Source organism: Paraflavitalea sp. CAU 1676, from assembly GCF_029223285.1.
Classification (GTDB): domain Bacteria; phylum Bacteroidota; class Bacteroidia; order Chitinophagales; family Chitinophagaceae; genus Paraflavitalea.
The window spans coordinates 726,238-750,313 of the sequence record NZ_JARHUJ010000001.1 but is presented as its reverse complement, the minus strand read 5'-3'; the positions used below and the strand labels follow the sequence as shown (position 1 = coordinate 750,313).

Annotated in this window: 22 protein-coding genes; 13 read left to right on the top strand and 9 right to left on the bottom strand. The window is 49.7% G+C overall.

Going from position 1 to position 24,076, the window contains the following annotated elements; translation table 11 throughout:
* Window positions 1-3: 3 nt before the first annotated feature.
* From P2H89_RS03050 to P2H89_RS03030, 5 genes are all read left to right on the top strand, one after another.
* Entirely contained in the window at window positions 4-699 is a 696-nt protein-coding gene (locus tag P2H89_RS03050) for a type 1 glutamine amidotransferase (protein WP_275825020.1), read from the top strand.
* A gap of 533 nt (window positions 700-1,232) precedes the next feature.
* Window positions 1,233-1,628: a MarR family transcriptional regulator gene (locus P2H89_RS03045; RefSeq protein ID WP_275825019.1), complete on the top strand. Its 396-nt coding sequence runs from the start codon at window positions 1,233-1,235 to the stop codon at window positions 1,626-1,628.
* A 73-nt stretch (window positions 1,629-1,701) separates the two neighbouring features.
* Window positions 1,702-2,589, top strand: a complete 888-nt coding sequence (locus tag P2H89_RS03040) for an NmrA family NAD(P)-binding protein (RefSeq protein WP_275825018.1) — start codon at window positions 1,702-1,704, stop codon at window positions 2,587-2,589.
* A gap of 141 nt (window positions 2,590-2,730) precedes the next feature.
* Complete coding sequence (locus P2H89_RS03035; protein ID WP_275825017.1) at window positions 2,731-3,015, top strand: hypothetical protein; 285 nt, start codon at window positions 2,731-2,733, stop codon at window positions 3,013-3,015.
* Between the two features lie 128 nt (window positions 3,016-3,143).
* Window positions 3,144-3,929, top strand: coding sequence for a hypothetical protein (locus P2H89_RS03030; RefSeq protein WP_275825016.1), 786 nt, complete (start codon window positions 3,144-3,146; stop codon window positions 3,927-3,929).
* 204 nt (window positions 3,930-4,133) lie between these two features.
* Here P2H89_RS03030 and P2H89_RS03025 read toward each other — a convergent pair whose 3' ends face one another.
* Complete coding sequence (locus P2H89_RS03025; RefSeq protein ID WP_275825015.1) at window positions 4,134-5,372, bottom strand: OmpA family protein; 1,239 nt, start codon at window positions 5,370-5,372, stop codon at window positions 4,134-4,136.
* 206 nt (window positions 5,373-5,578) lie between these two features.
* Complete coding sequence (locus tag P2H89_RS03020) at window positions 5,579-6,280, bottom strand: peptidoglycan DD-metalloendopeptidase family protein (RefSeq protein ID WP_275825014.1); 702 nt, start codon at window positions 6,278-6,280, stop codon at window positions 5,579-5,581.
* Window positions 6,281-6,466: 186 nt separating this feature from the next.
* On the opposite strand from P2H89_RS03020, the gene P2H89_RS03015 reads away from it, so the two are divergent.
* A complete protein-coding gene (locus tag P2H89_RS03015; RefSeq protein WP_275825013.1) occupies window positions 6,467-9,721 on the top strand; it encodes a S41 family peptidase in 3,255 nt (1,084 codons plus the stop codon).
* Window positions 9,722-9,947: 226 nt separating this feature from the next.
* Here the strand turns inward: P2H89_RS03015 and P2H89_RS03010 are convergent, their stop codons facing one another.
* A complete protein-coding gene (locus P2H89_RS03010; protein WP_275825012.1) occupies window positions 9,948-10,421 on the bottom strand; it encodes a hypothetical protein in 474 nt (157 codons plus the stop codon).
* A 126-nt stretch (window positions 10,422-10,547) separates the two neighbouring features.
* Here P2H89_RS03010 and P2H89_RS03005 point away from each other — a divergent pair, with 126 nt between their 5' ends.
* Window positions 10,548-11,615: a hypothetical protein gene (locus tag P2H89_RS03005; protein ID WP_275825011.1), complete on the top strand. Its 1,068-nt coding sequence runs from the start codon at window positions 10,548-10,550 to the stop codon at window positions 11,613-11,615.
* Window positions 11,616-11,743: 128 nt separating this feature from the next.
* On the opposite strand, the gene P2H89_RS03000 is transcribed toward P2H89_RS03005, so the two are convergent.
* Window positions 11,744-14,665, bottom strand: coding sequence for a class I tRNA ligase family protein (locus tag P2H89_RS03000; protein WP_275825010.1), 2,922 nt, complete (start codon window positions 14,663-14,665; stop codon window positions 11,744-11,746).
* 250 nt (window positions 14,666-14,915) lie between these two features.
* Between P2H89_RS03000 and P2H89_RS02995 the strand changes: the two genes are divergently transcribed.
* The 5 genes from P2H89_RS02995 to P2H89_RS02975 all read left to right on the top strand — a co-directional run bounded on the left by P2H89_RS02995 (window position 14,916) and on the right by P2H89_RS02975 (window position 19,333).
* Window positions 14,916-15,791 (top strand): permease-like cell division protein FtsX, encoded by an 876-nt coding sequence (locus P2H89_RS02995; protein ID WP_275825009.1) that lies wholly within the window; start codon window positions 14,916-14,918, stop codon window positions 15,789-15,791.
* Between the two features lie 176 nt (window positions 15,792-15,967).
* Window positions 15,968-16,225, top strand: a complete 258-nt coding sequence (locus tag P2H89_RS02990) for a DUF3098 domain-containing protein (RefSeq protein WP_275825008.1) — start codon at window positions 15,968-15,970, stop codon at window positions 16,223-16,225.
* Window positions 16,226-16,318: 93 nt separating this feature from the next.
* Window positions 16,319-17,152 (top strand): undecaprenyl-diphosphate phosphatase, encoded by an 834-nt coding sequence (locus tag P2H89_RS02985; protein ID WP_275825007.1) that lies wholly within the window; start codon window positions 16,319-16,321, stop codon window positions 17,150-17,152.
* A 52-nt stretch (window positions 17,153-17,204) separates the two neighbouring features.
* Window positions 17,205-18,494 (top strand): MFS transporter, encoded by a 1,290-nt coding sequence (locus P2H89_RS02980; RefSeq protein WP_275825006.1) that lies wholly within the window; start codon window positions 17,205-17,207, stop codon window positions 18,492-18,494.
* On the top strand, window positions 18,494-19,333 hold the full coding sequence (locus tag P2H89_RS02975; protein WP_275825005.1) for an MBL fold metallo-hydrolase: 840 nt from the start codon (window positions 18,494-18,496) through the stop codon (window positions 19,331-19,333). Before P2H89_RS02980 ends, P2H89_RS02975 begins: the two co-directional genes overlap by 1 nt.
* Here P2H89_RS02975 and P2H89_RS02970 read toward each other — a convergent pair.
* Together P2H89_RS02970 and P2H89_RS02965 are read right to left on the bottom strand one after the other, a co-directional pair.
* Window positions 19,330-20,139 (bottom strand): DUF3108 domain-containing protein, encoded by an 810-nt coding sequence (locus P2H89_RS02970; protein ID WP_275825004.1) that lies wholly within the window; start codon window positions 20,137-20,139, stop codon window positions 19,330-19,332. The two genes, P2H89_RS02975 and P2H89_RS02970, sit on opposite strands and share 4 nt — an antisense overlap.
* A 54-nt stretch (window positions 20,140-20,193) precedes the next feature.
* Window positions 20,194-21,150: a lysylphosphatidylglycerol synthase transmembrane domain-containing protein gene (locus tag P2H89_RS02965; RefSeq protein WP_275825003.1), complete on the bottom strand. Its 957-nt coding sequence runs from the start codon at window positions 21,148-21,150 to the stop codon at window positions 20,194-20,196.
* An 84-nt stretch (window positions 21,151-21,234) separates the two neighbouring features.
* On the opposite strand from P2H89_RS02965, the gene ruvC reads away from it, so the two are divergent.
* Window positions 21,235-21,816: a crossover junction endodeoxyribonuclease RuvC gene (ruvC, locus tag P2H89_RS02960; protein ID WP_275825002.1), complete on the top strand. Its 582-nt coding sequence runs from the start codon at window positions 21,235-21,237 to the stop codon at window positions 21,814-21,816.
* Between the two features lie 8 nt (window positions 21,817-21,824).
* Here ruvC and P2H89_RS02955 read toward each other — a convergent pair whose 3' ends face one another.
* The 3 genes from P2H89_RS02955 to P2H89_RS02945 all read right to left on the bottom strand — a co-directional run bounded on the left by P2H89_RS02955 (window position 21,825) and on the right by P2H89_RS02945 (window position 24,075).
* Window positions 21,825-22,214, bottom strand: coding sequence for an HIT family protein (locus P2H89_RS02955; protein WP_275825001.1), 390 nt, complete (start codon window positions 22,212-22,214; stop codon window positions 21,825-21,827).
* A gap of 155 nt (window positions 22,215-22,369) precedes the next feature.
* Window positions 22,370-22,843 carry a transcription elongation factor GreA gene (gene greA, locus P2H89_RS02950; RefSeq protein WP_275825000.1) on the bottom strand — a complete coding sequence of 158 codons (474 nt, stop codon included), beginning with the start codon at window positions 22,841-22,843 and terminating at the stop codon, window positions 22,370-22,372.
* A gap of 308 nt (window positions 22,844-23,151) precedes the next feature.
* Window positions 23,152-24,075, bottom strand: a complete 924-nt coding sequence (locus P2H89_RS02945; RefSeq protein ID WP_275824999.1) for an NAD(P)-dependent oxidoreductase — start codon at window positions 24,073-24,075, stop codon at window positions 23,152-23,154.
* Between the last annotated feature and the right edge of the window lies 1 nt (window position 24,076).

Genomic DNA, 24,076 nt, shown 5'->3' with positions numbered 1-24,076 from the left:
CCTATGCGCATTCATTTTATACAGCACGTACACTTTGAAACACCCGGATACCTGTGGGAGTGGGCCATCAGTCAGCAACACACTACTACATTTACGAAGATCTATGAAGCAGTAAAATTTCCTGCCATCAACACGATCGATCTGCTTGTGGTAATGGGCGGCCCCATGGGCGTCTATGAAGAAGAAAAGCATCCGTGGCTTAAGGAAGAGAAAGCATTTATTCGCAGCGCCATCGATGCCGGCGTAAAAGTGTTAGGCATTTGTTTGGGCGCACAACTGATCGCCGAGGTGGCCGGTGCGCGCGTGTATCCCAACAAAGAAAAAGAGATCGGCTGGTGGCCGGTGCGCAAGGTCACGAACGATAAAACCCTTTCCATGCTGGCTTCCTTTCCGGATGAGTTCGTCACCTTTCACTGGCATGGCGACACCTTCGACCTGCCCGCCGGCGCCAAACACCTGTTTGCCACCGAAATTTGCCCCAACCAGGGCTTCCTGATCAACGACCGCGTAGCAGGCCTGCAATTCCATTTTGAGGCCACTCCTGCCCTCGTGGATCAAATGGTAACCCACGGCGCCGATGAGCTGATTTCGGGCCCTTATATTCAGCAGGGCGACCTGATAAAACTACATGCGCCTCACTACGACGATAACCAGCAGGAATTGCTCGTGAAGTTTATCGAAGGTTTTGTAAATTTATAAGCGCCGCAGATTAGACCCGCCAGATCAGTTGTTTTAGCAGATCCTACATGCCGGCAGCTTTGCCGCACCTCGATCGTCCAAACAGGCATGTAGTCCGTCTCATATGTACTGCCACTTCACCACCACTTGCCTGCCACTTCACTGCCACATGCCCGCATATTGCCCGAATAGGGTATCTCTACATAGGGAGCGCAGGCAATATCCAGGCAATATGCAGGCAATGTGCAGACAGTTGCAGACGGATAAGCCTTCCATTATACACCCTTTCATCCCGACAACCGGCCAGGACCGCCCGGCTATTAGTAGAATCATCTATAAAATAGTTATCAGTCAATGACTTATCCATGGTTGCCTTTTCCAGAAAAGCCCCTTGATCCTATCCTTGAGCAAACTTTTAGTACCACATCTCCCCCTTCGGCGGGGCCATTTGGCCATTAACTAAATCTAAGCAGTATCTTATTTGCATATACAAATAAAGTTCCCTTCCTTTGCCTTGTTGAATGAAGCCTTCTGAAAGCAAATATCGACACTGCATGTACTTCGTGGCCAATGCCCTTGGCCGGCGAATCGAGCGGCTGGCCATGGAAACCTGGAAGCAGGTTGACCTGTCGCCCAGCCATGCCTACCTTCTGATCCTGGTGATCGAGGAGCCCGGCATTCAGCCCACGGCCATCAGCGAGCAGTTGATCCTGAGCCCGTCGACCATTACACGCCTCATCGAGAAGCTGGAAGACAAAGAACTGGCTACCCGAACCACTGAAGGCAAGCTGACGAAGGTATTTCCGACGGCAAAAGCCAAAGATCTATACCCCAAACTGCAGGAATGCCTCGGCCACTTTATTGAAAACTATTCCAATATCCTTGGCAAAGAAGAAAGTCTGCAAATGGTGGCCAACATGGCCCACCTGGCCGACAAGCTGCCTGAGTAACTCTTTTTTTTACCCCAATACTTGTATATACAAACAAATATCACTCATCTACTAACGCACAAATCAACTTATTATGAACTATGTTATTACAGGTGGCGCAGGCCACATCTCAAAGCCACTCGCCGAAACACTGATAGCCGCCGGCCACCAGGTTACCGTTATCGGACGTAATGCTGCCAATTTACAGGAGCTTGTTGCCAAAGGTGCAAAGGCTGCCATCGGTTCGGTGGAAGATGTAGCTTTTCTATCGGCCGCGTTTAAAGGGGCAGACGGCCTTTACCTGATGATACCGCCCAACTATGGTACAACGGATTTGAAGGGCGCCATAACTCAGGTAGGAAAGAACTATGCTGCTGCATTGAAAGCAAGTCCGGTGAAACACGTAGTGGTGCTCAGCAGCATCGGCGCTCACCTGCCCGATGGTACGGGCCCCATCACCGGTCTGCATCGCACGGAACAGGCACTGAACGAACTCACGGATATAAACATCCTGTACCTGCGTCCCGGTTTCTTCTACTACAACCTGCTGGCGCTAGTAGGTCTCGTTAAACATGCTGGCATCATTGGCAACAATTTCAGCATCCCCGCCGGTAAGTTCCCGATCGCGGATACCAGCGATATTGCTGCCGTGGCTGCGGATGCTCTCCTCAACCGGTCATTTAAAGGACATACAATTCAATACATCGCCAGTGATGAAGTGGGTACCGACGCCATCGCTGCCGCTATCGGCAAGGCCATCGGCAAACCGGACCTTGCCTGGATAAAATTCCCCGACGATCAGGCCAAAGCAGGATTGTTGCAGGCGGGGCTGGGAGAATCGGGGGCTGACAACCTCGTTGAGATGGGTACCTCGATGGATACGGGTGCAGCGCTCGAAGACTATTGGAAGCATCGTCCTGCATTGGGCAAAGTAAAGCTCAATGATTTCGCGCAGGTGTTTGCAGCTGTCTATAATGCATAGGCCAACGAAGAAGGTGTCGTTCAGCTAAATGACCACAACGCGTAACTAACCTGAGCGCACGGCGCTCCACCAAAATACATGCTGAAGCCCGGCCGTTTCCCAAAGTTGCCGGGCTTTTAGTTTTCTTATCTTTGGTTCACTATGAACTACGATCAATTTTATGCCAGCATTACGCAAGCAACTCCTCCCTCCGGCTTGTCGGTTTACCTGAAATCGCTTTGGTACGATGCCAAAGGCGACTGGGATGCATCGCACGAGACCATACAGGATGTGCCCGACAAAAAGGCTTCATGGATACATGCTTACCTGCACCGCAAAGAAGGTGATGTTTTCAACGCAAACTATTGGTACAATAAAGCTGATCAACGTATGCCCGGCTACTCACTCGAACAGGAGTGGGAAGAGATCGTGAAAGCGATGCTGTAAGTATGTAATAAAACGACATGGAATTGGGATGAATTGCCACCTATCCCCGCGCCCTTCCATTATTCCCATTTTGCCGGAGGCGGGCGTTCCGGAATATATTTTTATGGCTTACTCTTAAAACATAAGCCATGAAACCAATTTACTCAGTCAGCCTACTGTGTTTGATCCTTATGGGCAACATTTCCCTTGCAGTTGCTCAGCAGCACGATACCATTGTGGTAGATGGATCGAAAGTACAGACCCGTTATCTGCAACCCGGCGTGAACCGGTATCTCGTTTATTTTAAAATGGGCAAGGACAGCAGTCGTATCGACTTCCAATTCTGGTCGAGGAAGGTAGACTTTCTTTCTTACCAGGGACGGGAAGCTATCGGCATTACCCAGGAATGGGAAGACAATAAGACCATCGTACACAAAGTTTATTCTGTATGCGATAAGAAAACATTTGCACCGCTTCTGCATGAAAGCTGGTGGGCAAGTCGCGGAACCACGAAAGCCGACTTTATCAGCAAACAGTTTTTCATGCAGGACACTTTGCTTTCGAATACGGATACCGCCAGGTTAAAGAAGAACATATTGCAGGCTTTCCATGCAGCCCTCGATCAAAATGTCCTCAACTGGCATCTCGATCTTGAAACCTTCCCCATTCTCCCATACAAAGACAATGTTACTTTCATGATCAACTTTTATGATCCGGGTTTTCCGGCTCCTAAACTGCAGGCCTACACGGTTTCGGGCAGCGCGCAGCTGGAAGGGGTGAACAATCAAAAGATCGATTGCTGGCTATTGAAACACGGCAGCCCCAATAACAATGAAACATTCTGGATCAGTAAGAAAACCCATGAAGTATTGAAGCTCGAACAGCAGTTTGGCAGCAAGTACCGCTACAAGATCAAATTGGGTTATAGCATCTGATTGCTACCTGACGGAAAGGTCATTTAGCGAAACAGGTTTAGGGCAGAGCTTCCAACAACCCGGTTGTAGCGCCAACACGCTGTGCCCCACGGGTAGGAGCCCGCAAGCCGGGGCATAAAAAAATAGCAGAGCCTGTCTCCATCCATTGAGACAGGCTCTGTTTTAATATCCGTGCATTACATAACGCTACTGTAGTGTGCTCCCCTATTTCTCTCTTACGCCAACGGCAATCCTTCTATCGAGACGGCGTTCTTCGTCTGGGGCATCGGCAGCTGCTTTCGCAAACTCCGATCCGTACCCTTCGGCGCCTACCAGTTGTGCGGAATTGGAGCCGGTATCCTTCAATGCTTTCAGCACGGCATCGGCCCGGTCTTGCGACAACTTTTTATTGACGGCTACATCTCCGCTCTTATCAGTATACCCACCTATCTTGATCTTCAATTTAGGATAAGCTTTGAGTATAGCTGCAATATTATTCACCTGCCGCATGCTTTCGGCCGTTATTTCGGCACTGCCCGTTTGGAAATTGAGGTTATCGAAATCGAACCAAACATCCTTGCCGCCCTGTGAGGCAGGATCATTGAGGAATGTGACCAGCTTGTCTTCAATGCCGCCTCTATATGCATCGAGTTCTACCCCATCGGGCAGTTTTACCTTGATAGACTCCATGACCGGTGCTGCCGGCAAATCCTGTGCCCGGTTCACCACCGTATCGGCCGGCGGTACGGCAGCATCACCTGCACTCTTGTTGCAGCCTTTGAACAGGTAGTACAGCGCAGCGATCACGATCAACGCAATAATGAGCGGCATCAACCATTTGTTACCGCCGCTGGTCGCCTTTTCGGCGGTAGCCCTGGCTGTACCGGTGGCACTGCTGAAAGCTCCTGTTAGTTTACTGCCAAGATCGCCCAGACTGCCCAGGCCAAGTGCGCCAGCCAGGTTAAGCCCAGAAGGCAGCGCACTAAGAATGGAATCTTTTTGGCTGGCTAACAAAGAAGTGAGTCCGCCCACACTGAGGTTGTTCGTATTTACCTGTTTGCCGAGTGTGCCTAACGCAGCCGGCGCAGCGACACTCAATACCGATGCTGCCGAAGAATCGCGTATGCCGGCAAAGCCGGAGATCAGGCTGGTGATGTTGTCGAATTTATCTCCAAACAGTTTCTTCAGCCATTCGAGTCCTTTGCTGACGAGGTTGCCGCTGCCCGCGAAACTACCCAGGTTATTGAGTACCCCGCTGCTGGCCGCTTCCTTCGATAAATTGAGGATACTGGACGCTCCTTCTGTTGTACCTGCTTTGTTGAGCAAACCGGCCAATACTGCCGGGATGGCTCCACTGAGTGCTTTCTGAACACTGCCTTCGCTTTCCCCAAAAGATGAGGCCATCTTACCGGCAAGTTCATTGGTAAAAAGGCCCTTCACCGAATCAACAAGATTAAATGACATAAGTTGTTCATTTTAGGTTGAATAAAATTGAATGGAACAGGTATCCGCAGGTCTGCGGTGCCGGTAGAGGGTGTGGCCTTAAGCCGGTGGGGGCGTGTGTTGTTCAGCGGTAAGTTAATAGCGTAGTAAGGCGCTCCTGAAGTTGAAATATACTGAAAAGGGCTAGCAGCTAGCCCTTTTGTTGAACTTTGGTGGGGAGTGAATGTCTATTTCGCGTAACGCATTAATTGCAGGATCAGGTCGGGGTCGGGACAATTGGCGAGGTACTTTTCTCTTTCGGAATATTTGCAAACGCCGGGATAGTCGCCTTCTTTTAATTCCATGTCGAGTATGATCTGGAAGTGCAGGTGCGGCGGCCAATGTCCGTTTTCTTCGGGCTTGCCAAAATGAGCGATCTCCTGCCCGATCGAAACATATTGACCGGTCGATACTTTCTGAATATCGGGCAGGCTAACATGGCCGTATAAGGTATAAAAGGGCATACCATCGAGCTGGTGCAACAGGATGAGCGTTGCGCCATAGTCTCCAAACTGGTCGTTGAAGGCATAGCTGTGCACCATGCCGCCCATGAACGCATACACAGGAGTGCCGGAAGGTCCCCATACGTCGATACCAAGGTGAAGGCGGCGGGGCTCTTCACCCGGCTGTCCGCTGAAGTGGGCGCTGCGGCTATACACCGTTCTGTTCTCATCATAGCCCCCGATGCCATAGCGGCAACCGGCGGAAGCTATTTTATGTTCGATATATGCCGAGAAGCGTTGGGTGTCGTCAATAACAGCCGCCGTCAACTCCTTATTTTCCTCTGTGAAATCGAGGTGCAACAGATGATCCTTATCCTTGTTGATGGCCATCACGGGATGAAAGCCTGACTGGTATTTCCGTATTGTATTCTCGAATGCTGAGGGCATAGTGGCGCTTGAGTTGTTTGCTGATATTCGTCGGAAATGCTGGCAGTTTATTACATCGCGGAGCGGCGCCAACCGGGGACAGGCACCGTTCGTAAGCCTATTATCGCTTTTATGCAATCCCGTCTCCTGCAAATATCCCGGTTTGCTACCTTTATTTCAATTCCTTTTCCTAAAACTCTACTATTTATGAATAAATACCTCCTGGTGCTGTTTCTCTTCATTATGGTGAAGGTGGCAACGGCACAGCAAAACCCGCTGTGGTTACGTTATCCTGCTATTTCGCCGGATGGTAAAACGATCGTTTTCAGTTACAAAGGTGATCTCTACAAAGTAGCCGCAGCCGGCGGCGACGCTGCGCCGCTCACGCTGCACGAAGCGCATGACTTCATGCCGGTGTGGAGCCGCGATGGCAAGTACATTGCTTTTGCCAGCGACCGCTATGGTAACTTCGATGTGTATGTAATGCCATCAGCTGGTGGTGAAGCGACCCGCCTTACGTATCACTCGGCGAATGACTATCCCTATGACTTTACACCCGATGGCCAAAAAGTGATCTTCGGTACTAATCGAAATGACATCTACACCAGCGCCCGCTTTCCGCAGCGAGCCCTTTTCCAGAAGCTGTATGAAGTACCGGTTACCAGCGGCCGTTCGGTAATGTATCTTTCTGCCGGCTCGGAATATGCCCGCTTCAGCAGCAAGGGCGACCAACTGATCTTCCAGGACCGCAAAGGTTATGAAGACGCTTTGCGCAAACACCACACTTCCTCGGTAACACGTGATATCTGGATCTACGACGTAAAGAAGGATGAATACCAGCAGGTATCGGGTTTTGGCGGAGAGGACCGTGAACCCCTGTTCTCGGCCGATGACCAGTATTTCTATTACCTGAGCGAGAAAGATGGTGGCAGCCAGAATATTTACAAGGCGCCTGTAAAGACAAAGATCGCCGAACAACAATTGACAAAGTTCAAAGAGCACCCGGTACGGCACCTCTCCCGCTCGGGCGACAATACGCTTTGCTTTACTTACGATGGTGAGATCTATACCCTCAAAGAAGGCGACCAACCCAAAAAGGTTTCTATCCGCATCAATACCGATGGACGTACCAATACCGAAAAGATATTGCCGATCAATACCGGCGTTACCCAAACTGTCCTTTCGCCCAATGGCAAGGAACTCGCATTTATTGTGCGTGGTGAGGTATTCGTTACGTCGGTAGAAGGCGGTATTACCAAGCGCATCACCAATACGCCGCAGCAGGAACGTACGCTGCAGTTTAGCCCCGATGGCCGTTCGCTGATCTATGCAGCAGAACGTGGCAACAGCTGGGATATTTATCGCACAACCATCGAGCGAAAAGAGGAGCCCTATTTCTACGCCTCTACTGTACTCAAAGAAGAGCCGTTGATCGCAACAGCGGCCGAAGAGTTTCAACCGGTGGTTTCTCCCGATGGCAAAGAGATCGCTTACCTCGAAGAAAGAAATAGCATCAAGGTTTTCAATATTGCCGCCAAGAAGAGCCGCGTCATTTTGCCCAAGGGCGTTAACTTCTCCTATGCCGATGGCGACCAGAGTTTCCGCTGGAGCCCCGATGGCAAATGGATCGCGCTCAACTCGAACGAAGGCGCCTGGGGCATTGCAGAGATCGCGCTGATGAAAGCCGACGGTACCGGCGAAAGAATGAATGTAACCCAAAGCGGTTTCGGCGATGCCGGCGCCAAGTGGGCTTTCAATGGCAAGGCATTGTTGTGGCTAACCGACCGCGATGGTAAGAGACCATTGGCCTTCCAAGGCGCCCGGGAGGTTGATATCTATGCTATGTTCTTCGACCAGGAACTGTACGACCGCTTCAAACTCAGCAAAGACGACTACGCCCTGCTGAAGGAGAAAGAAGAGAACGATAAGAAAGAAAAGAAGGACTCTGCCCTGCAGGCGGCTATTGCCAAAAAAGAAAAAGACTGGCAGCCCCTCTTTGAGAACCTCGATGGCCGCAAAGAAAGGCTGACGATCAATTCGGGCAATATCTCCGATTATATCCTTTCCGCCGACGGGGAGAAACTCTATTTCCTGGCCCGCGTGGAGAAAGGCTACGACCTGTGGATGACGAATACCCGCACCCGCGAAACGAAGATCCTGAGCAAACTGGATGGTGGCCCCGCCGGCATGGACATCACCAAAGATGGCAAGAACCTGTTTGTGGTAAGCGATGGGCGCATCATGAAGGTAGATGCAGAAGCGGGCCGCGTATCGCCTGTGATCGTGAACGGCGAAATGAACCTGAATGCTGCCGCCGAGAGAGAGTATATCTATGAGCATGCCTGGCGCCAGGTGGTGAAGAAGTTCTATGACCCCAAACTGCAAGGAGTAGACTGGAACCTGTACAAAACCACGTACGCCAAATTCCTGCCATATATCAACAACAATTACGACTACCAGGAATTGCTCAGTGAACTGCTGGGTGAGTTGAACGCTTCTCATACAGGTGGCCGCTATGCTGCTCCACAAGTGAATACCGACGCAACAGCGAGCCTTGGATTGCTGTACGACGAAACCTTTGAAGGGCCTGGTGTTAAGGTCATGGAAGTGATCGAAGGCGGTCCTTTCCTCAATGCCAAAACCAAGGTAGCCAATGGTACAGTGATCGAGAAGATCGATGGAGAGTCTATTACCGCTACAGTAGACTGGAACAAGCTGCTGAACCGCAAGGCCACCAAAAATGTATTGCTGAGCCTGTATAATCCTGCCACCAAAGAACGCTGGGAAGAGACCCTGAAACCCATTTCGCAAGGCGAAGAGCAGGGCCTGCTCTACAACCGCTGGGTGAAGATGATGCGCAAGAAAGTGGAAGAGCTTTCGGGTGGTAAGGTTGGTTATGTGCATGTACAGGGCATGAATGACGGCAGCTTCCGGACCGTGTTTGAAGAAGTACGCGGCAAGAATATCAACAAAGAGGCATTGATCGTCGATACCCGCTTTAACGGTGGTGGCTGGCTGCATGATGACCTCGTGACCTTCCTCGGCGCGAAGAAGTACATGGAGTTTTCACCACAGGGCGTTACGCCTACATCGGGTGAGCCGCTGAACAAGTGGACCAATCCTTCCTGTGTTTTGATGAGTGAAAGCAATTACTCGGATGCCTTCTTGTTTCCCTGGTCGTATAAGAGCCTGGGCATCGGCAAACTGATTGGCATGCCGGTTCCCGGCACCGGTACAGCGGTTTGGTGGGAAACCCAGATCGACCCAACCCTGGTGTTTGGTATTCCCATGATCGGCACCATCGGTAAGGAAAAACGCACCACAGAGAATATGCAGCTGGAGCCGGATATCCGCGTGGCCAATGATTACAAATCGATCCTGAAGGGATACGACCAGCAGTTGGAAAGAGCGGTGAAAGAGATGCTGGAAGAGATCAAAAAAGCGCCTAAGAAAGGCTTCTAGACAGAAGTTTAAAACAATCATAAACAGCAACGGTGAGCGACAATCAGTCACTCACCGTTTTTTTGTTCTATACGCGCGATCTCTTTTACTGCAATATTTCTTCGGGCCTTTTGCTTATTTCGTCGCCGCGGATGATGGGGCGGCGAATGAGATACACGGATGGTTTTGATGAAGCATCGACTTCATGATTCAAAACAATCCATACGCAAGTGAGCGTGTAACTTAGTTATGCTAATTCGGGCATTGGAGACATCAGCTGCTCCAGATGTATCTGCAGACTTGCTCCGAGTTTGTCTTCGAGCAGAGCGGCCATGGTCTCAAAATAGACAACCACATCTTCCCGCACATTTCTCTTGAGCCACCGGAAACCTCCGGGTAAATGCTTCAATACTTCCCTATCCTCAAGATACTCAATGTTATGGATATCCGTTGGGGTGAGCCCGATTGTTTCGAGCTTTGAAAGTAGCAATGTTATGGGGGCGCCGGTAACGGGACAGGCTTCCTGTGCGATCTCGGTCCATTCGCCGATGCCCGTGTGTGCATAGCTCCTGATCTCGTCCGGGCTAAGCCGCGTGGTGGCTTGCAACAGGTGACCACAATTACAAGCGCCATGATTTCCCCAGGCATAATATGCTCCACTACGCAGTTGGCCGGCAGCCTTGCGCAATCCTTCTATCAACGCTATTGTTGGGTGTGCCATAGTACTAATTTCCGCAAAATATCGATACGCCGTTGTTGGTGTGGAGCAGTGAATCGTTAAAAGAAACTTAACGTAAAATATTAATGTGATAGCGGGCGTTTTAATCTATCATCCAACGATAACCAATTGAAAACTATTACCATTTCATGCTGCTGCCTGATTGCCTGCTTTTTGCTGCTGCATCAAACAGCTCTGTCACAAACCATTACCGGCGCCTGGAAGGGCAAGACGGGTGGAATGCGTACCGAACTGAAGCTGGTGAAGAAGGGCGACAGTTTACTGGGCACCGTTTATTATTACACTTCCCAAAATCATTACCGCCGGTATGCCGTACGCGGCTACTTCGATGGCCAAACCAATGATGTGGTGTGGTGGGATGAGCAATTGCTGGAAGACCGGATCTCGGGCAAAGGAGCCGGGCCTATGCTGACCGTGGCCGACTTTAATTGTCCAGGTGAAGAGAAAATGTTGCTGGATGGCAGCAGTACAGAGCGCGACCATAAAGAAGTGCCTACCGGGCCGGTTGCGCTGGAGAAGATCAACACCCCAACATTTACAGATGAATGGGATTATGTGATAGAGAATTACACCGTAGGCGCCAATCACCCAACTATTATTGATAGTGTGGCGCGACTGTCGTTTGCTCCACCGCCTGTTGAAATGGAACTGGCAGCTACACCGGTAAGGTCCGTTGCCCCCAGGCCACTGGAGGCGCCAAATGTACAAGCTCCGGTCACTGAGCCTGGTCCGGTGGTAGTACCACCGCCTGCAACAGCGGCTCCTCCTGTCGTGGTTAAAACGCCGGTTGGCAAGCCTGTTACGCCGGAGGATAAATTCACAGTAAGGACGAATAAGTTGCAAACGGTGATCCCGATTACTGCGGGTAAGAAGATCGAGCTCCGCTTTTACGACAATGCTCAGGTTGATGGTGATTCGATCGCTTTGTTCCTAAATAAGAAACTCATCTTTAAGCATATCAGGTTAACGGATCAGGCCTATACCATTTACCTCAATGCCGACGACCTGGAGAATGACAATGAACTGGTGATGGTGGCGGAGAACCTGGGATCTATTCCGCCCAATACTTCTTTCATGGTAGCGATCGTAGGGAAGAAGCGGTATGAGGCCCGGTTACATGCCGACGAGAACAGCAGCGCTTTAATACGTTTAATTAAACAGGATACGGAACCTTAGGGTAGGGAGCCATCGGTCTGTGCTCCTATTATTATTGAAATGGAAAACAAAAGCCAGCCGTTGATGCGGCTGGCTTTTTGTATGTAAAGGACTTTCTTCAGTAGTATGCGCAATGCGCTTAGCCTGTCTTATACCACCACGTTGACCATCTTCCCTTTCACATAAATGACTCTCTTGTGGGGCTTTCCTTCCATCCACTTTTGGATCACGTCGTTGGAGAGCACGATCTTCTCGACATCTTCCTGTGGGGCGTCGAGGGCAATGTTGATGGTTGTACGCAATTTGCCATTTACGGAGATCGGGTACTCTTTATTGCTTTCTACCAGGTATTTCGGCTCGAACTTCGGATAGCCTGCATCCAGCACAGAAGTGGTATTACCCAACAGGTGCCAGAGCTCTTCGCTGATGTGCGGAGCATACGGCGTGAGCAGGATGATCAGCGACTCCAGGATATCTTTCTTATGACACTTGAGGTCGGTGAGCTCGTTGATGCAGATCATGAAAGAGCTTACCGCTGTGTTGAAAGAGAACCTTTCGGTGTCTTCTTCGATCTTCTTGATCGTCTTGTGAAGAACTTTGTATTCCGCATCGGTGGGCTTTTCAGTGTTCCAGACTTGTCCTTTTACTTCGTCGAAGAACAGGCGCCAGAGTTTTTTGAGGAAGCGGTGTACCCCTTCGATGCCTTTCGTATCCCAGGGTTTGCTCATTTCCACGGGGCCCAGGAACATTTCGTACATGCGGAATGTGTCGGCTCCAAATTTTTCGACCAGGATATCAGGATTAATAGTGTTGAATTTACTCTTACTCATTTTCTCAACTTCAGACCCACAGATATACTTGTCATCTTCTAAAATAAACTCAGCATTTTCATATTCACTACGCCATTTTCTGAACGAGTCCAGATTTAATTCAACACCGTCAACAATGTTAACGTCCACGTGCAATGGGGCAATTGAAAGTATTCCAGAGAACTCGTCCTGAACAGGCTTTTTCCACTCTTTTACCTCCCTGCGATTTAACAAATCATCCAAAGTCTCTTTTGCTAAATATCCATGTGCGAGATACTGATCATAGTATTTTTGTGAAACAAAAATTGGGTAGTTATAAGTAGAAGTGCCAGTTTGATTGGAAATACTCACTCGATATACAAATCGGCTACTTCCTTGAATCATGCCCTGGTTCACGAGCTTTTTGAAGGGCTCGTCGAAGCCGATGAGGCCAAGGTCGTAAAGCGCTTTCGTCCACATACGGCTGTAGAGCAGGTGGCCTACGGCGTGTTCGGTACCACCGATATAGAGATCTACCTGACCCCAGTAGTCACTCACCTTGCGATCACAGAACGTGTTGTCATTATGTGGGTCCATATAGCGCAGGAAGTACCAGCTGCTGCCGGCATATCCGGGCATGGTAGAGCTTTCGCGGTCGCCTCCGATGGGCGATGATTTGATCCACCCGGGCAGGTTGCTGAGTGGCCCCTCGCCTTCTACGCCGGGCTTGATCTCGTCGAGGTGCGGCAACAATACAGGCAATTCGCTTTCGGCCAGCGGATAAGCAATCCCTTCTTTCCAGGCAATGGGGAATGGTTCGCCCCAATAGCGTTGGCGGCTGAAGGCAGCATCACGCAACTTGAAGTTCACCTTGCGTGTGCCGATGCCCATCTCTTCCAGTTTGGCAATGGCTACTTCCATAGCAGGGCGCATCACCAGTCCGTTGAGAAATCCTGAATTCTCCAGGATCGCCTCTTTGGTCGGGTTGGCTTCTTCACCATTGTAGTGACTGCCGATGATATTGGTGATGGGGATATTGAAATGTTTGGCAAACTTATGGTCGCGCTCGTCGCCGCAAGGCACCGCCATGATGGCGCCGGTGCCATACCCTGCGAGTACGTACTCGGAGATCCACACGGGTATTTCGCGGCCATCGAATGGGTTGAGCACAAAAGCGCCTGTGAATACGCCTGAGATCTTCTTCTCGGCCATGCGCTCGCGCTCGCTGCGGCTCTTTACATATGCGATATAATCTTCCACCGCCTGCTTCTGGGCAGGTGTGGTGATATTTTCGATCCAATCGTGTTCGGGTGCAATGACCATGAAGTCGACCCCGAAGATGGTATCGGGGCGCGTGGTGTAAACAGTCAGTTTCGCATCGGGGGAGGTGAGTTTACCACCCTGTGGCTTAAAAGCGAAGCTGATCTCGGCGCCATAACTTTTGCCGATCCAGTTGCTCTGCATTTCCTTCATGGCTTCGCTGAACTCGATGCGCTCGAGGCCTTCCAGGAGGCGGTCAGCATATTCAGTAATGCGGAGGTACCACTGACGGAGTTTCTTTTTAACCACGGGGAATCCACCGCGCTCACTTACGCCATTGACCACTTCATCATTGGCCAGTACAGTGCCCAGTGCTTCGCACCAGTTCACTTCGCCATAGCCACAAAAGGCGAGGCGGTACTGCATGAGGATGTCCATCTGCTGGTGCTCGTCGAAGCCTACCCACATTTCGGGGGTGAAGCGGATAGACGAGTCGCCGGGACAGGTATGGCTGGCGTTCCCTTCTTTCTCGAATATTTTGAGGAGACTGTCGATCGACTCGGCCTTTTTCGTGCTCCGGTTGTAATAGCTATGGAACAATTGCAGGAAGATCCATTGCGTCCATTTGTAATAGCCGGGATCGGAGGTGTTGATCTCGCGGTCCCAGTCGTAACAGAAGCCGATATTATCAAGCTGCGTGCGGAAATTTTTGATGTTGTTCTCGGTCGATATGGCGGGATGGATGCCATGATCGATGGCATATTGTTCGGCCGGAAGTCCGAATGCATCATAACCCATCGGATGCAGTACGTTGAATCCTTTGAGCCTTTTGTAGCGGGCGAAGATATCGCTGGCAATATAACCGAGGGGGTGACCTACGTGGAGGCCGGCGCCGCTGGGATAAGGAAACATATCCAGCACATAATATTTTGGCCGGTCGCTGTCATTGCTCACCTTGTATGCTTTGTTCTCTTTCCAGGTCTGTTGCCATTTCTTCTCAATATGGCCGAATTTGTATTCCATATATATCCGTTACGATTCAGATTGTTTTACTTGGTATTTGTTCCTGCACCTTGCACCAGGGCTGGTACGCCGGGGTTACGCTTTGAATCATTCGTTGAGGAAACGTTAAAAGGCGTTACCCCGAAAAATTTTTCCGGCACCACAACCGTTAGTAGGGCGTCAAAAATACGGATTATCCGGCTTAGACGGGATAAAACCGCTATTTTTGCCGTTATCCGTTTATTAACTAACCCATCAAAATTATTGTTTCATGGCGCAATTCGGAAAAGGATCGGCGAAGCGTTCCAAGCCTTCTTATTTTATGGCCATTTTGGGGGTAACCATCGTGCTCTTTTTTGTGGGCATCTTTGGATGGCTGCTGCTAAATGCCCGTCAGTACACGGAAGAGATGAAGGAAGATGTGAAAGTGCAGATATTTCTCCGTAAGAATATTACCCCACAGGATGTGGAGACCCTGAAAACCTACATTGCATCCCAGCCTTATACCAAATCGTACGAATACATCGATAAAGAAACCGCCAAACAGCGCTGGCTGAAGAGCGGGGAGAATGATTTCAAGGAGCTGCTGGACGAGAATCCGTTGCCCGCCTCCTTCGACCTGAACCTGAAGAGCGGTTATGTTCACAAAGACAGCGTTTCCCTCATCAAGGCCGACCTTGAAAAGCAGAATATGCTGGTAGAAAGTGTTCAGTATCCCGCGTTCGTGGTAGAGAAAATGAGCTCCTCCGTACGCGTGGGCCTGATCGCCTTCGCTATCCTGGCAGGCATCTTCTGTATCTTCTCTATTGTGCTGATTGACAATACAATCCGTCTCGCCATGTATAGTAACCGGTTCATCATCAAGACCATGCAAATGGTGGGTGCTACCCGTGGATTCATTGCCCGCCCTATGACGGTGAGGGCGATCATCAACGGGACGATCTCGGCGGTGGTGGCCATTGCCATCATTTATGTGGTGATGATGCTGAGCGAGTATTTCCTCCCCTACCTGCGCGATCTGCGCGACAATGGCAAGTTGTTGCTGTTGTTTTCATTCCTGGTGGTGTTGGGTATCAGCATTTCGCTGTTCAGCACGTACCGCAGTGTGGTGAAGTACCTGAAAATGAAGCTCGACGACCTCTATTAACCGAATTGACCCGTTTCGGGCAGGTGGATGGCCGATCGGAGGCTGCCAACCGGCGGGAAAACGGGGTCGGACAATTGATAAAAGGCCGGTGAAATGATTTCACCGGCCTTTCTGTTTCAGGAACTTAGCACAAAACCGAAACTTTCCTATATTGCAGCCCTAATTACTATTGGATAATGGCCGAAAAATTAACTACCGATAAGAAGCAAACCCCGAACACTTTATTTGGGAAAGAAAACTATATCTGGATCATTGCGGGTATCGTGGTGATGCTGATTGGGTTGGCCCTAATGATGGGTGGCGACAGCAAGGATCCCAATGTGTTTACGAACAATGAGGTGTACAGCTTCAGGCGTATTACCCTGGCTCCTATCCTGATCCTGGCTGGTTTAGGCCTCGAAGTATTTGCTATTTTCCGCAAACCGAAAGCATAAGTTGCCGGCGCGGCCTTTGTTATTTTACCGGGTGCTAAGTAGCCTGCAACAATACAATGGTGCGCCGTCCGTTTTACCTGCCAATCGTCCAATATGAATTTGATCCAGGCTATCATTATTGCCATTGTTGAGGGCATTACTGAATATCTTCCTATTTCTTCCACCGGGCATATGATCATTGCGAGCAGCCTGATGGACATCCATAAGCAAGAATTTACCAAACTGTTTGAAGTAGCGGTGCAGCTGGGTGCGATCCTGGCGGTGGTTGTTTTGTACTGGCGTAAATTCTTCGACTTCAAACGCTGGCAGTTCTATGTGAAGCTGATCGTTGCGGTGATACCTGCCATTACACTGGGTTATTTCTTTTCTGATAAAATAGATGCTTTGCTGGAGAGTCCGACCACGGTAGCGATCACGTTGCTGTTGGGCGGTATCTTCCTGTTGTTTGTAGACAAGATATTCAACCAACAAGCCAGCAAGGGTATCGAAACCGAAGAAGGCATCAGCAATGGTAAGGCTTTTGCGGTGGGCCTGTGGCAGTGTGTGGCGATGATACCGGGCGTGAGCCGCAGTGCGGCCACCATCATCGGCGGCATGCAACAGAAGCTAACACGCAAGCTGGCCGCTGAATTCTCTTTCTTCCTGGCAGTACCTACGATGTGTGCCGCCAGCGGTTATTCGCTGTTCCTGAAAGACTGGAAAGATTCGGGCACCCCGATGAAGGGTTATGAACTGATCCTGAGCTCTTCGAACAACCTGTATGCCTTTATCGTGGGCAATATCGTCGCTTTCGTGGTAGCGATGCTGGCCATTAAGTTCTTTATTGGTTTCTTACAGAAACGTGGTTTCCGCTTGTTCGGCTGGTACCGGATCATAGCCGGTATCATTTTACTGATCCTGATCTATACCCAAGTGATTACGGAGTAATCCTGCCTGCCCCTGATTGGTGATGATGGCTTATTGTTAAATCCTTCTGCTTATGCAAACAGCATCCAAGAAAGTGATCAACGGATGGGCCATGTACGATTGGGCCAACTCCGTGTACAACCTTGTTATTACGACTACCTTCTTCCCGATCTATTTTACGGCAGTTACTCCGGAAAAGGTGCCATTCTTCGGCAACCATGTCAGCAATTCTGCGCTGTACACCTATTCGGTAGCGGTCGCTTACTTTATTATTGCCATTCTGTATCCATTCCTTACTTCTATCGCTGACACCCGCGGTAATAAAAAGCAGTTCATGCAGTTCTTTTGCTACATGGGCGCATTGGGCTGCAGCCTCCTGTACTTCTTCGACAAAACGAATGTATGGTGGGGTGTTTCTTTCTTCATGGTGGCAGCCATTGGCTATTGCGGAAGCTTGGTATTCTACAACTCTTACCTGCCCGAGATCGCTGCGGAGCAGGACAGGGACCGCATCAGCGCCAAAGGCTATTCATACGGTTATGTTGGCAGTGTTTTGCTGCAGGTCATAGGTTTTGCGCTGGTCATGACGATGGCCGACGAGGGCCAGGCTACCAGGCTAACCTTCCTCCTCACTGGTATATGGTGGCTTGGCTTTGCCCAGATCTCTTTCCGGGTGTTACCGCGTTCGCAACCATCTATTCAAAAACATACGGCTGGTGTATTTAAAGAGAGCATCAGTGAGATCAAGAAAGTATATGCCCAGGTAAAGCAAATGCCTGTGTTGAAAAGGTTCCTGCGCGGTTTCTTCTTTTACAGCATGGGCGTGCAAACCGTGATGCTGGCGGCAACCCTGTTTGGAGCGAAAGTACTAGAGCTTAGTCAAATCAAACTCATCATTACCATTGTCATAATACAGCTAGTCGCTATTATTGGGGCTTGGGCTATGTCTAAGTTGTCTGCCATTTACGGTAACCTGAAAGTATTATTTGCAGTGGTGGTGATATGGATCCTGATCTGTGTGGCGGCTTACTACACGGCTGTATTGAAAGAGCACGGTACCGATCCGGAGTTTCATTTCTACGGACTGGCCGTGGCTGTAGGCCTGGTGATGGGTGGCATTCAATCGCTGAGCCGCTCTACCTACTCCAAGCTGATGCCAGAGACTGCCGATACCGCTTCGTTCTTCAGTTATTACGATTTTACGGAAAAGATCGCCATCGTTCTCGGCATGTTCAGCTGGGCAGCCATCGACGATTATACCGGGAATATGAAAACTTCCTTGCTCTCGTTAATCGTTTTCTTTGCGATCGGGCTAATCTGGCTATATTCGGCGCTGCATAAGCAGCAACAAAAAGCTTCCTGATGAAATTACATTCCATCCATACCGGCAGTTTCAAACTCGATGGCGGTGCTATGTTTGGCGTGGTGCCCAAGAGCATCTGGTATAAACTCAACCCTTCCGACGACAACAATCTTTGCAGCTGGGCCATGCGCAGCCTGTTGATTGAAGACGGCAAGAGGCTGATCCTCGTAGACAATGGAATCGGCAACAAGCAGGATGCGAAGTTTCTGGGGCATTATCACCTGCACGGCGAAGAATCGCTCGACGGGTCGCTGAAAGCCCTGGGCCTGCACCGGGATGATATTACGGATGTACTGTTGACACACCTGCATTTTGACCACTGCGGCGGCAGCATTGTGCGGGAAGGCGATAAGCTGGTACCTGCTTTCAAAAACGCTATTTACTGGAGCAACCTGCGCCACTGGGAATGGGCTACCAAACCCAATGAACGGGAAAAAGCCTCCTTCCTTAAAGAGAATATTCAGCCCATCGAGGCGAGCGGCCAGTTGAAGTTCATCGAACCGCTGGACGGCATCGGCTTCACCGAGCATGTTACCATCCGATTCGTGCATGGGCACACAGATGCGATGATGCTGCCCCAGATCCGGTACAAAGACCGCACGCTGGTGTACATGGCTGATCTGCTGCCTTCGGTAGGGCATATTCCCCTGCCCTATGTGATGGCCTATGATATGTTCCCGCTAACGACCCTACAGGAAAAGAAGTCCTTCCTTACTGAAGCTGCTGAAAATGATTATATCCTTTTCTTCGAGCACGACCCGGTACATGAATGCTGCAACCTCCACGCTACAGAGCGGGGTGTTCGCCACAACGAAGCTTTTAAACTGGCTGAACTTTAACGCACATCAATGAGTGAGGAGAGGGTGTGCCGCAGATTGCGGTAGCTGATCATATCTACTTTTACACTACCTACCGAAATGGGACTTTCCACCCTCAGGGGTATATGGTTCTTATCATCACTCACCCAAACAGTCATCTTTTCACCACCTTCGAAGATGGTGCCTTTGATGAGCAGTGGCTTGAACTTGATAGCCCTGAACTTGCCGTATTTGGTTTTTACGGTTTCTTTGCCCAGGTAGCGGATATACATTTCAAATACTTCTTTATCGAGGAACAGGGAGAAAGTGATCTTATCGCCGGTCTTGTATTTATCCCATTCAATATTACGGGCATAATAAATGGCGCTCAACACATCCTGTACGCACTCAGGTACTTTGTATACTCCGTCGTTGGTAACCGCAGCATTGGTAGTCTTATTAAACTCTACCTGCTCGTACTTCTTATAGGTGCCTTCGTTCACATTGCGCACGAAGCGGTAGGGCTGGAAGGTGGCGGTATCGACATAGGTCTCATACTTATCCCGCACTTTGAAAATGCCATCGTAAAAACTATAGGTCTTCCCTTCTCCGATGATGTGGTAAACAGGTTTATTGTTGAGGCGTTCAATTTTTGAGCTGAAGGTAGCTTCACCGGCGCCGAAGTAGGCCCCTACCACGGTATAGAATACCTTGTAGGTTAGCGTTTCGCTGGCCTGGAAGGCGGTATTTTTGATGTCACAAAAACCATTACCCGATCCACTGCCGGCCTGTATTGGAAAGCTGATCCCTATTAGCGCAAATAAACCCAAAAAGCGAAAGCGTTTCATGTATCAATCTTATTCTTAATGAATAATCCACCAAAGTTGCCGGGAATGCCCTCCCTACCTGTTTTTGAAGATACGGATTCCTAGTATCAACAAACTCCCGATCAACGCTGGTATTACTAAATTAATAATCCAAACAGACAACGAGGTGGCTAATACCCCCCATGTATTGGTACTAAAAAACTGTACCAACTCGATGCTGGCCTTCCACCGGACTCCCAATTCTGTAATCACAGCGATGGTGGGCACCACGGCCAGCACCAGGAAGACCACGCCTATCGATGCAAATACCTGCGCGGGGGTCAGTGACACGTCAAAAACTGCAAACAACAAATAATATTGCCCTATGAATACGAGGTATCTGGCTACAGATAAAGACAATATGCGCAGGAGGATAGTTGCGTTAAAGGAATCCAAAACACGGATATAACGTACAAACCGCTCAATTCTCGGTATTTTTTCGATCCACTTCACCAACCAGGACAAGCGGAAATAAAATAATGTTAAAATGACCGCTCCTCCGGCTGTAACGGACAGCAGGGTATTGATCCAAAATACAAGGGAGGTATCGCCTGGCTGCTGCACGGCGATGATGCTTTTCATGTAGAAAAGTGCGCCGATACCTGCTATCAGGGTCACGAGCAGTTGAGCGATGGAGCATACAATAGTGAGCGATATGCCTTGAATGCGGTTGCGCTCGCCAATGTACAGTATCCGCCCTACGTATTCGCCAATGCGATTGGGCGTAAAGAAAGCCATGGTGGTGCCGGTAAAGATCGCTTTTAACGACTGCCCGAAACTGATGGGCTCTATACGCCGGATGACCACCTGCCACTTACGGGCTTCGATGCCCCAATTGACGAGCATGAGCAGTACGGCACTCCACAATTTCCAGATCCCGGCACCGGCCAGGGCCTGTTGAATATGGCTGAATGACTCCTTCCAATTGGGTTGGCGCTGCAATTGGTGATAAATAGACCAGGCAAGCAGGCAGAACACCAGCGGCCCTATCACGTAGTTGAGGATTATTTTGATATTTTTGTTCAGTGGCTATTTATTAAGTTGTCGCGACAACTATGAGGTACAAAATAAACTGAATTGACCCACTCCTTGCAACAGCTGCCTAAAATTATTCTTGGCATTGACCCAGGTACCCTGATGATGGGTTACAGCATTATCGGTGCCAGTGCCCGTCATATCGAGGTACTCGATATGGATGTGCTGCGCCTGAGCAACAAAAAAGACCATTACGAAAGGCTGCACCTGATCCACCAAAAGGTGAGCGACCTGATCATCCGGTTCAAGCCGGATGTATTTGCGATCGAGGCTCCTTTCTTCGGCAAGAACGTGCAGAGTATGCTGAAGCTGGGCCGCGCCCAGGGTGTTGCCATTGCGGTGGCGATGAATGCCGGCCTTACCGTCTATGAATACTCTCCCAAAAAGATCAAACAGTCCATTACCGGCAATGGTAATGCGGACAAAGAGCAGGTTTGGAAGATGCTTCAACAAATATTAACGCTGAAGGATACCGTTATTTCGCATCATGATATTTCGGATGCGCTGGCAGTGGCAGTGTGCCACCATTACCAGGAAAGGGTCATCAGCAGGAGCCCGGCCACCAAGGTCAAGGGTTGGGAAGATTTCGTAAAAGCCAATCCCGGCAGGGTGAAAACGAAATAGGCCGCTCCCTATAACTTCGCCACTATCTTTTCCTGTATCGCTTTCAATTGCTCAGGGCTTAACTTCAACTTACCACGGGTAAAGTTGAGGTCATCGGCGTTATTGATAGGCAACAGGTGCAGGTGTGCATGCGGCACTTCGAGGCCTACTACCGATATTCCGCAACGATTGCAGGGAAAGGAACTTTCGATGGCATGTGCTATGGGCTTTGCAAACAGCAATATCTCTGCCAGATAAGCATCGGGCACATCGAAGAACTTATCGACTTCCAGTTTAGGCACTACCAATACATGTCCTTCCACGAGGGGAAATATGTCGAGAAAGGCAAAGAACTTATCGCTCTCTGCAATTTTATAAGAAGGTATTTCTCCGGCTATGATCTTTGAGAATATGGTCATACCACCTGTAAATTTAGTAATAAGGTTAAGCAATGCAGTTTTCAACCGTATGAAAGTGTAGGCTTTCATCGAACAAAGCTAATGAAAAACCCCGCTTGTGAGCGGGGCTTCGATGCTTTGTTCTCGTATGTAAGTGCTCCTTGCGGAGCTCCTAACTATGCGGTGATGTTTTCGATCTTGAACTTCACGACGCCGGCAGGGATCTGTACTTCTGCAATCTCACCGATGGTTTTGCCGAGCAGGCCTTTTCCAATTGGTGAGGTGATGGATATTTTACCCTGCTTGAGATCGGCTTCCTTTTCTGAAACGATCTGGTAGGTAAGTTCCTTCTTTGTTGTCATGTTCTTCAGTGTGACTTTGGTGAGGATCGACACTTTGCTGGTATCTACGTTATCGGCTTCCAGGATCCGGGCGCTGGCCAGGTCGCCTTCCAACTTTTTGATCTTGGCTTCGAGGATACCCTGAGCTTCTTTGGCCGCATCGTATTCTGCATTCTCCTTGAGGTCGCCTTTTTCGCGTGCCTCGGCAATTGCACGGGCAGCAGCGGGTCTGTCTACCGTACGCATACGTAACAATTCCTCTTTCATTTGCTCGAGTGTTTCTTTACTGACATATAAAACACTGCTCATATAAACCTCCTTATTTTTTTAGTCCGAAAACCTCCCGGCTTCCGGTAACAGAAAAAAAGAACAACGCCTCAGGTATCCCGCTGAAGCGTTGCATGATTGTGTAACTAAGCAAAAATATAACTAAATTCTGAATTAAAACCCAGGGGATTCAGAATATTGTGCCAATTAATCTTCCGCCATGCGTCAATTGCTGCATACGGCGCTTATGCTGCCGGCATCCGGGGCGGCGGTTTCTAACCCTTTGGTAGACATACTTATGGGCTGCCGAATTCGTGTAAAGCCTACACATCTGTTCACCGTTCATTTCATCAGATGCCTAGTTTATCGAGCACTACCTTGGCCATCTTGTAAAAGGCTTCGTGGCTGTATCCGGCGATATGCGGTGTTACCAACACGTTGGGCTGCGCCAGCAACCAATCGAGCTGCTGTTGCTCTTCGCTGGTGTAGGTTGGCAGCTTTTCGTTTTCCAACACATCGAGTGCCGCGCCAGCTATCTTACCGCTTTTCAATGCCCGGATCAGGGCAGCAGTATCGTGTACTTTACCACGGGATGTATTGATGAACCAGGGCGTACGCTCGAGCGAATTGAAGAACTCATCGTTGGCATAATGATAAGTCTCTTCTGTGAGTGGCAGGTGCATACTTATCACATCGGCATAACGCGCCACCTGCTCTGCATTGGCTTCCTTCACCAACTCTTTGGCAAAACCGAACTTGTATTTATCATGTGCCAGGATGGTCACGTCGAAAGAAGAGAGCACTTTGGCGAATGCTCCACCAGTATTACCAAAACCGATGATGCCGACAGTTTTGCCCGTAAGCTCAGTGGCACGGTTGAGGTCGCGCACCCATTTTCCTTCCCGGATCTCCTGCATACTGCTGTGCAGTTTGTTCATGAGACTTAGCAGCATACCAAGTGCCTGCTCGCCTACCGCGTTGCGGTTGCCTTCGGGGCTGCTGACGCAGATAATACCTTTACCTTGTGCGTAGGGAACATCAATGAGTTCCATACCGCTGCCGAGGCGGCCTATCCATTTCAGTGCGGGTGCTTTATCGAGTATTGCCTTATCTATCTTCAGGCGCGTGGTCACGATCAGTCCGGTAGCATCTCCTACCTGCTCCATCAATTCTTCATGGGTGATCTGCGGGAGGTATTGCACCGTGTATCCTTTCAGCTCCAGTTGTTCGACCAGGTAGTTGTGCACCTTGGCTGTAACAATAACTTTCTTCATG

Coding starts and splice junctions, on each gene's coding strand:
- P2H89_RS03050 (WP_275825020.1), top strand. CDS start 4: ATGCGCATTCATTTTATACAGCACGTACACTTTGAAACACCCGGATAC.
- P2H89_RS03045 (WP_275825019.1), top strand. CDS start 1,233: ATGTACTTCGTGGCCAATGCCCTTGGCCGGCGAATCGAGCGGCTGGCC.
- P2H89_RS03040 (WP_275825018.1), top strand. CDS start 1,702: ATGAACTATGTTATTACAGGTGGCGCAGGCCACATCTCAAAGCCACTC.
- P2H89_RS03035 (WP_275825017.1), top strand. CDS start 2,731: ATGAACTACGATCAATTTTATGCCAGCATTACGCAAGCAACTCCTCCC.
- P2H89_RS03030 (WP_275825016.1), top strand. CDS start 3,144: ATGAAACCAATTTACTCAGTCAGCCTACTGTGTTTGATCCTTATGGGC.
- P2H89_RS03025 (WP_275825015.1), bottom strand. CDS start 5,372: ATGTCATTTAATCTTGTTGATTCGGTGAAGGGCCTTTTTACCAATGAA.
- P2H89_RS03020 (WP_275825014.1), bottom strand. CDS start 6,280: ATGCCCTCAGCATTCGAGAATACAATACGGAAATACCAGTCAGGCTTT.
- P2H89_RS03015 (WP_275825013.1), top strand. CDS start 6,467: ATGAATAAATACCTCCTGGTGCTGTTTCTCTTCATTATGGTGAAGGTG.
- P2H89_RS03010 (WP_275825012.1), bottom strand. CDS start 10,421: ATGGCACACCCAACAATAGCGTTGATAGAAGGATTGCGCAAGGCTGCC.
- P2H89_RS03000 (WP_275825010.1), bottom strand. CDS start 14,665: ATGGAATACAAATTCGGCCATATTGAGAAGAAATGGCAACAGACCTGG.
- P2H89_RS02995 (WP_275825009.1), top strand. CDS start 14,916: ATGGCGCAATTCGGAAAAGGATCGGCGAAGCGTTCCAAGCCTTCTTAT.
- P2H89_RS02990 (WP_275825008.1), top strand. CDS start 15,968: ATGGCCGAAAAATTAACTACCGATAAGAAGCAAACCCCGAACACTTTA.
- P2H89_RS02985 (WP_275825007.1), top strand. CDS start 16,319: ATGAATTTGATCCAGGCTATCATTATTGCCATTGTTGAGGGCATTACT.
- P2H89_RS02980 (WP_275825006.1), top strand. CDS start 17,205: ATGCAAACAGCATCCAAGAAAGTGATCAACGGATGGGCCATGTACGAT.
- P2H89_RS02975 (WP_275825005.1), top strand. CDS start 18,494: ATGAAATTACATTCCATCCATACCGGCAGTTTCAAACTCGATGGCGGT.
- P2H89_RS02970 (WP_275825004.1), bottom strand. CDS start 20,139: ATGAAACGCTTTCGCTTTTTGGGTTTATTTGCGCTAATAGGGATCAGC.
- P2H89_RS02955 (WP_275825001.1), bottom strand. CDS start 22,214: ATGACCATATTCTCAAAGATCATAGCCGGAGAAATACCTTCTTATAAA.
- greA (WP_275825000.1), bottom strand. CDS start 22,843: ATGAGCAGTGTTTTATATGTCAGTAAAGAAACACTCGAGCAAATGAAA.
- P2H89_RS02945 (WP_275824999.1), bottom strand. CDS start 24,075: ATGAAGAAAGTTATTGTTACAGCCAAGGTGCACAACTACCTGGTCGAA.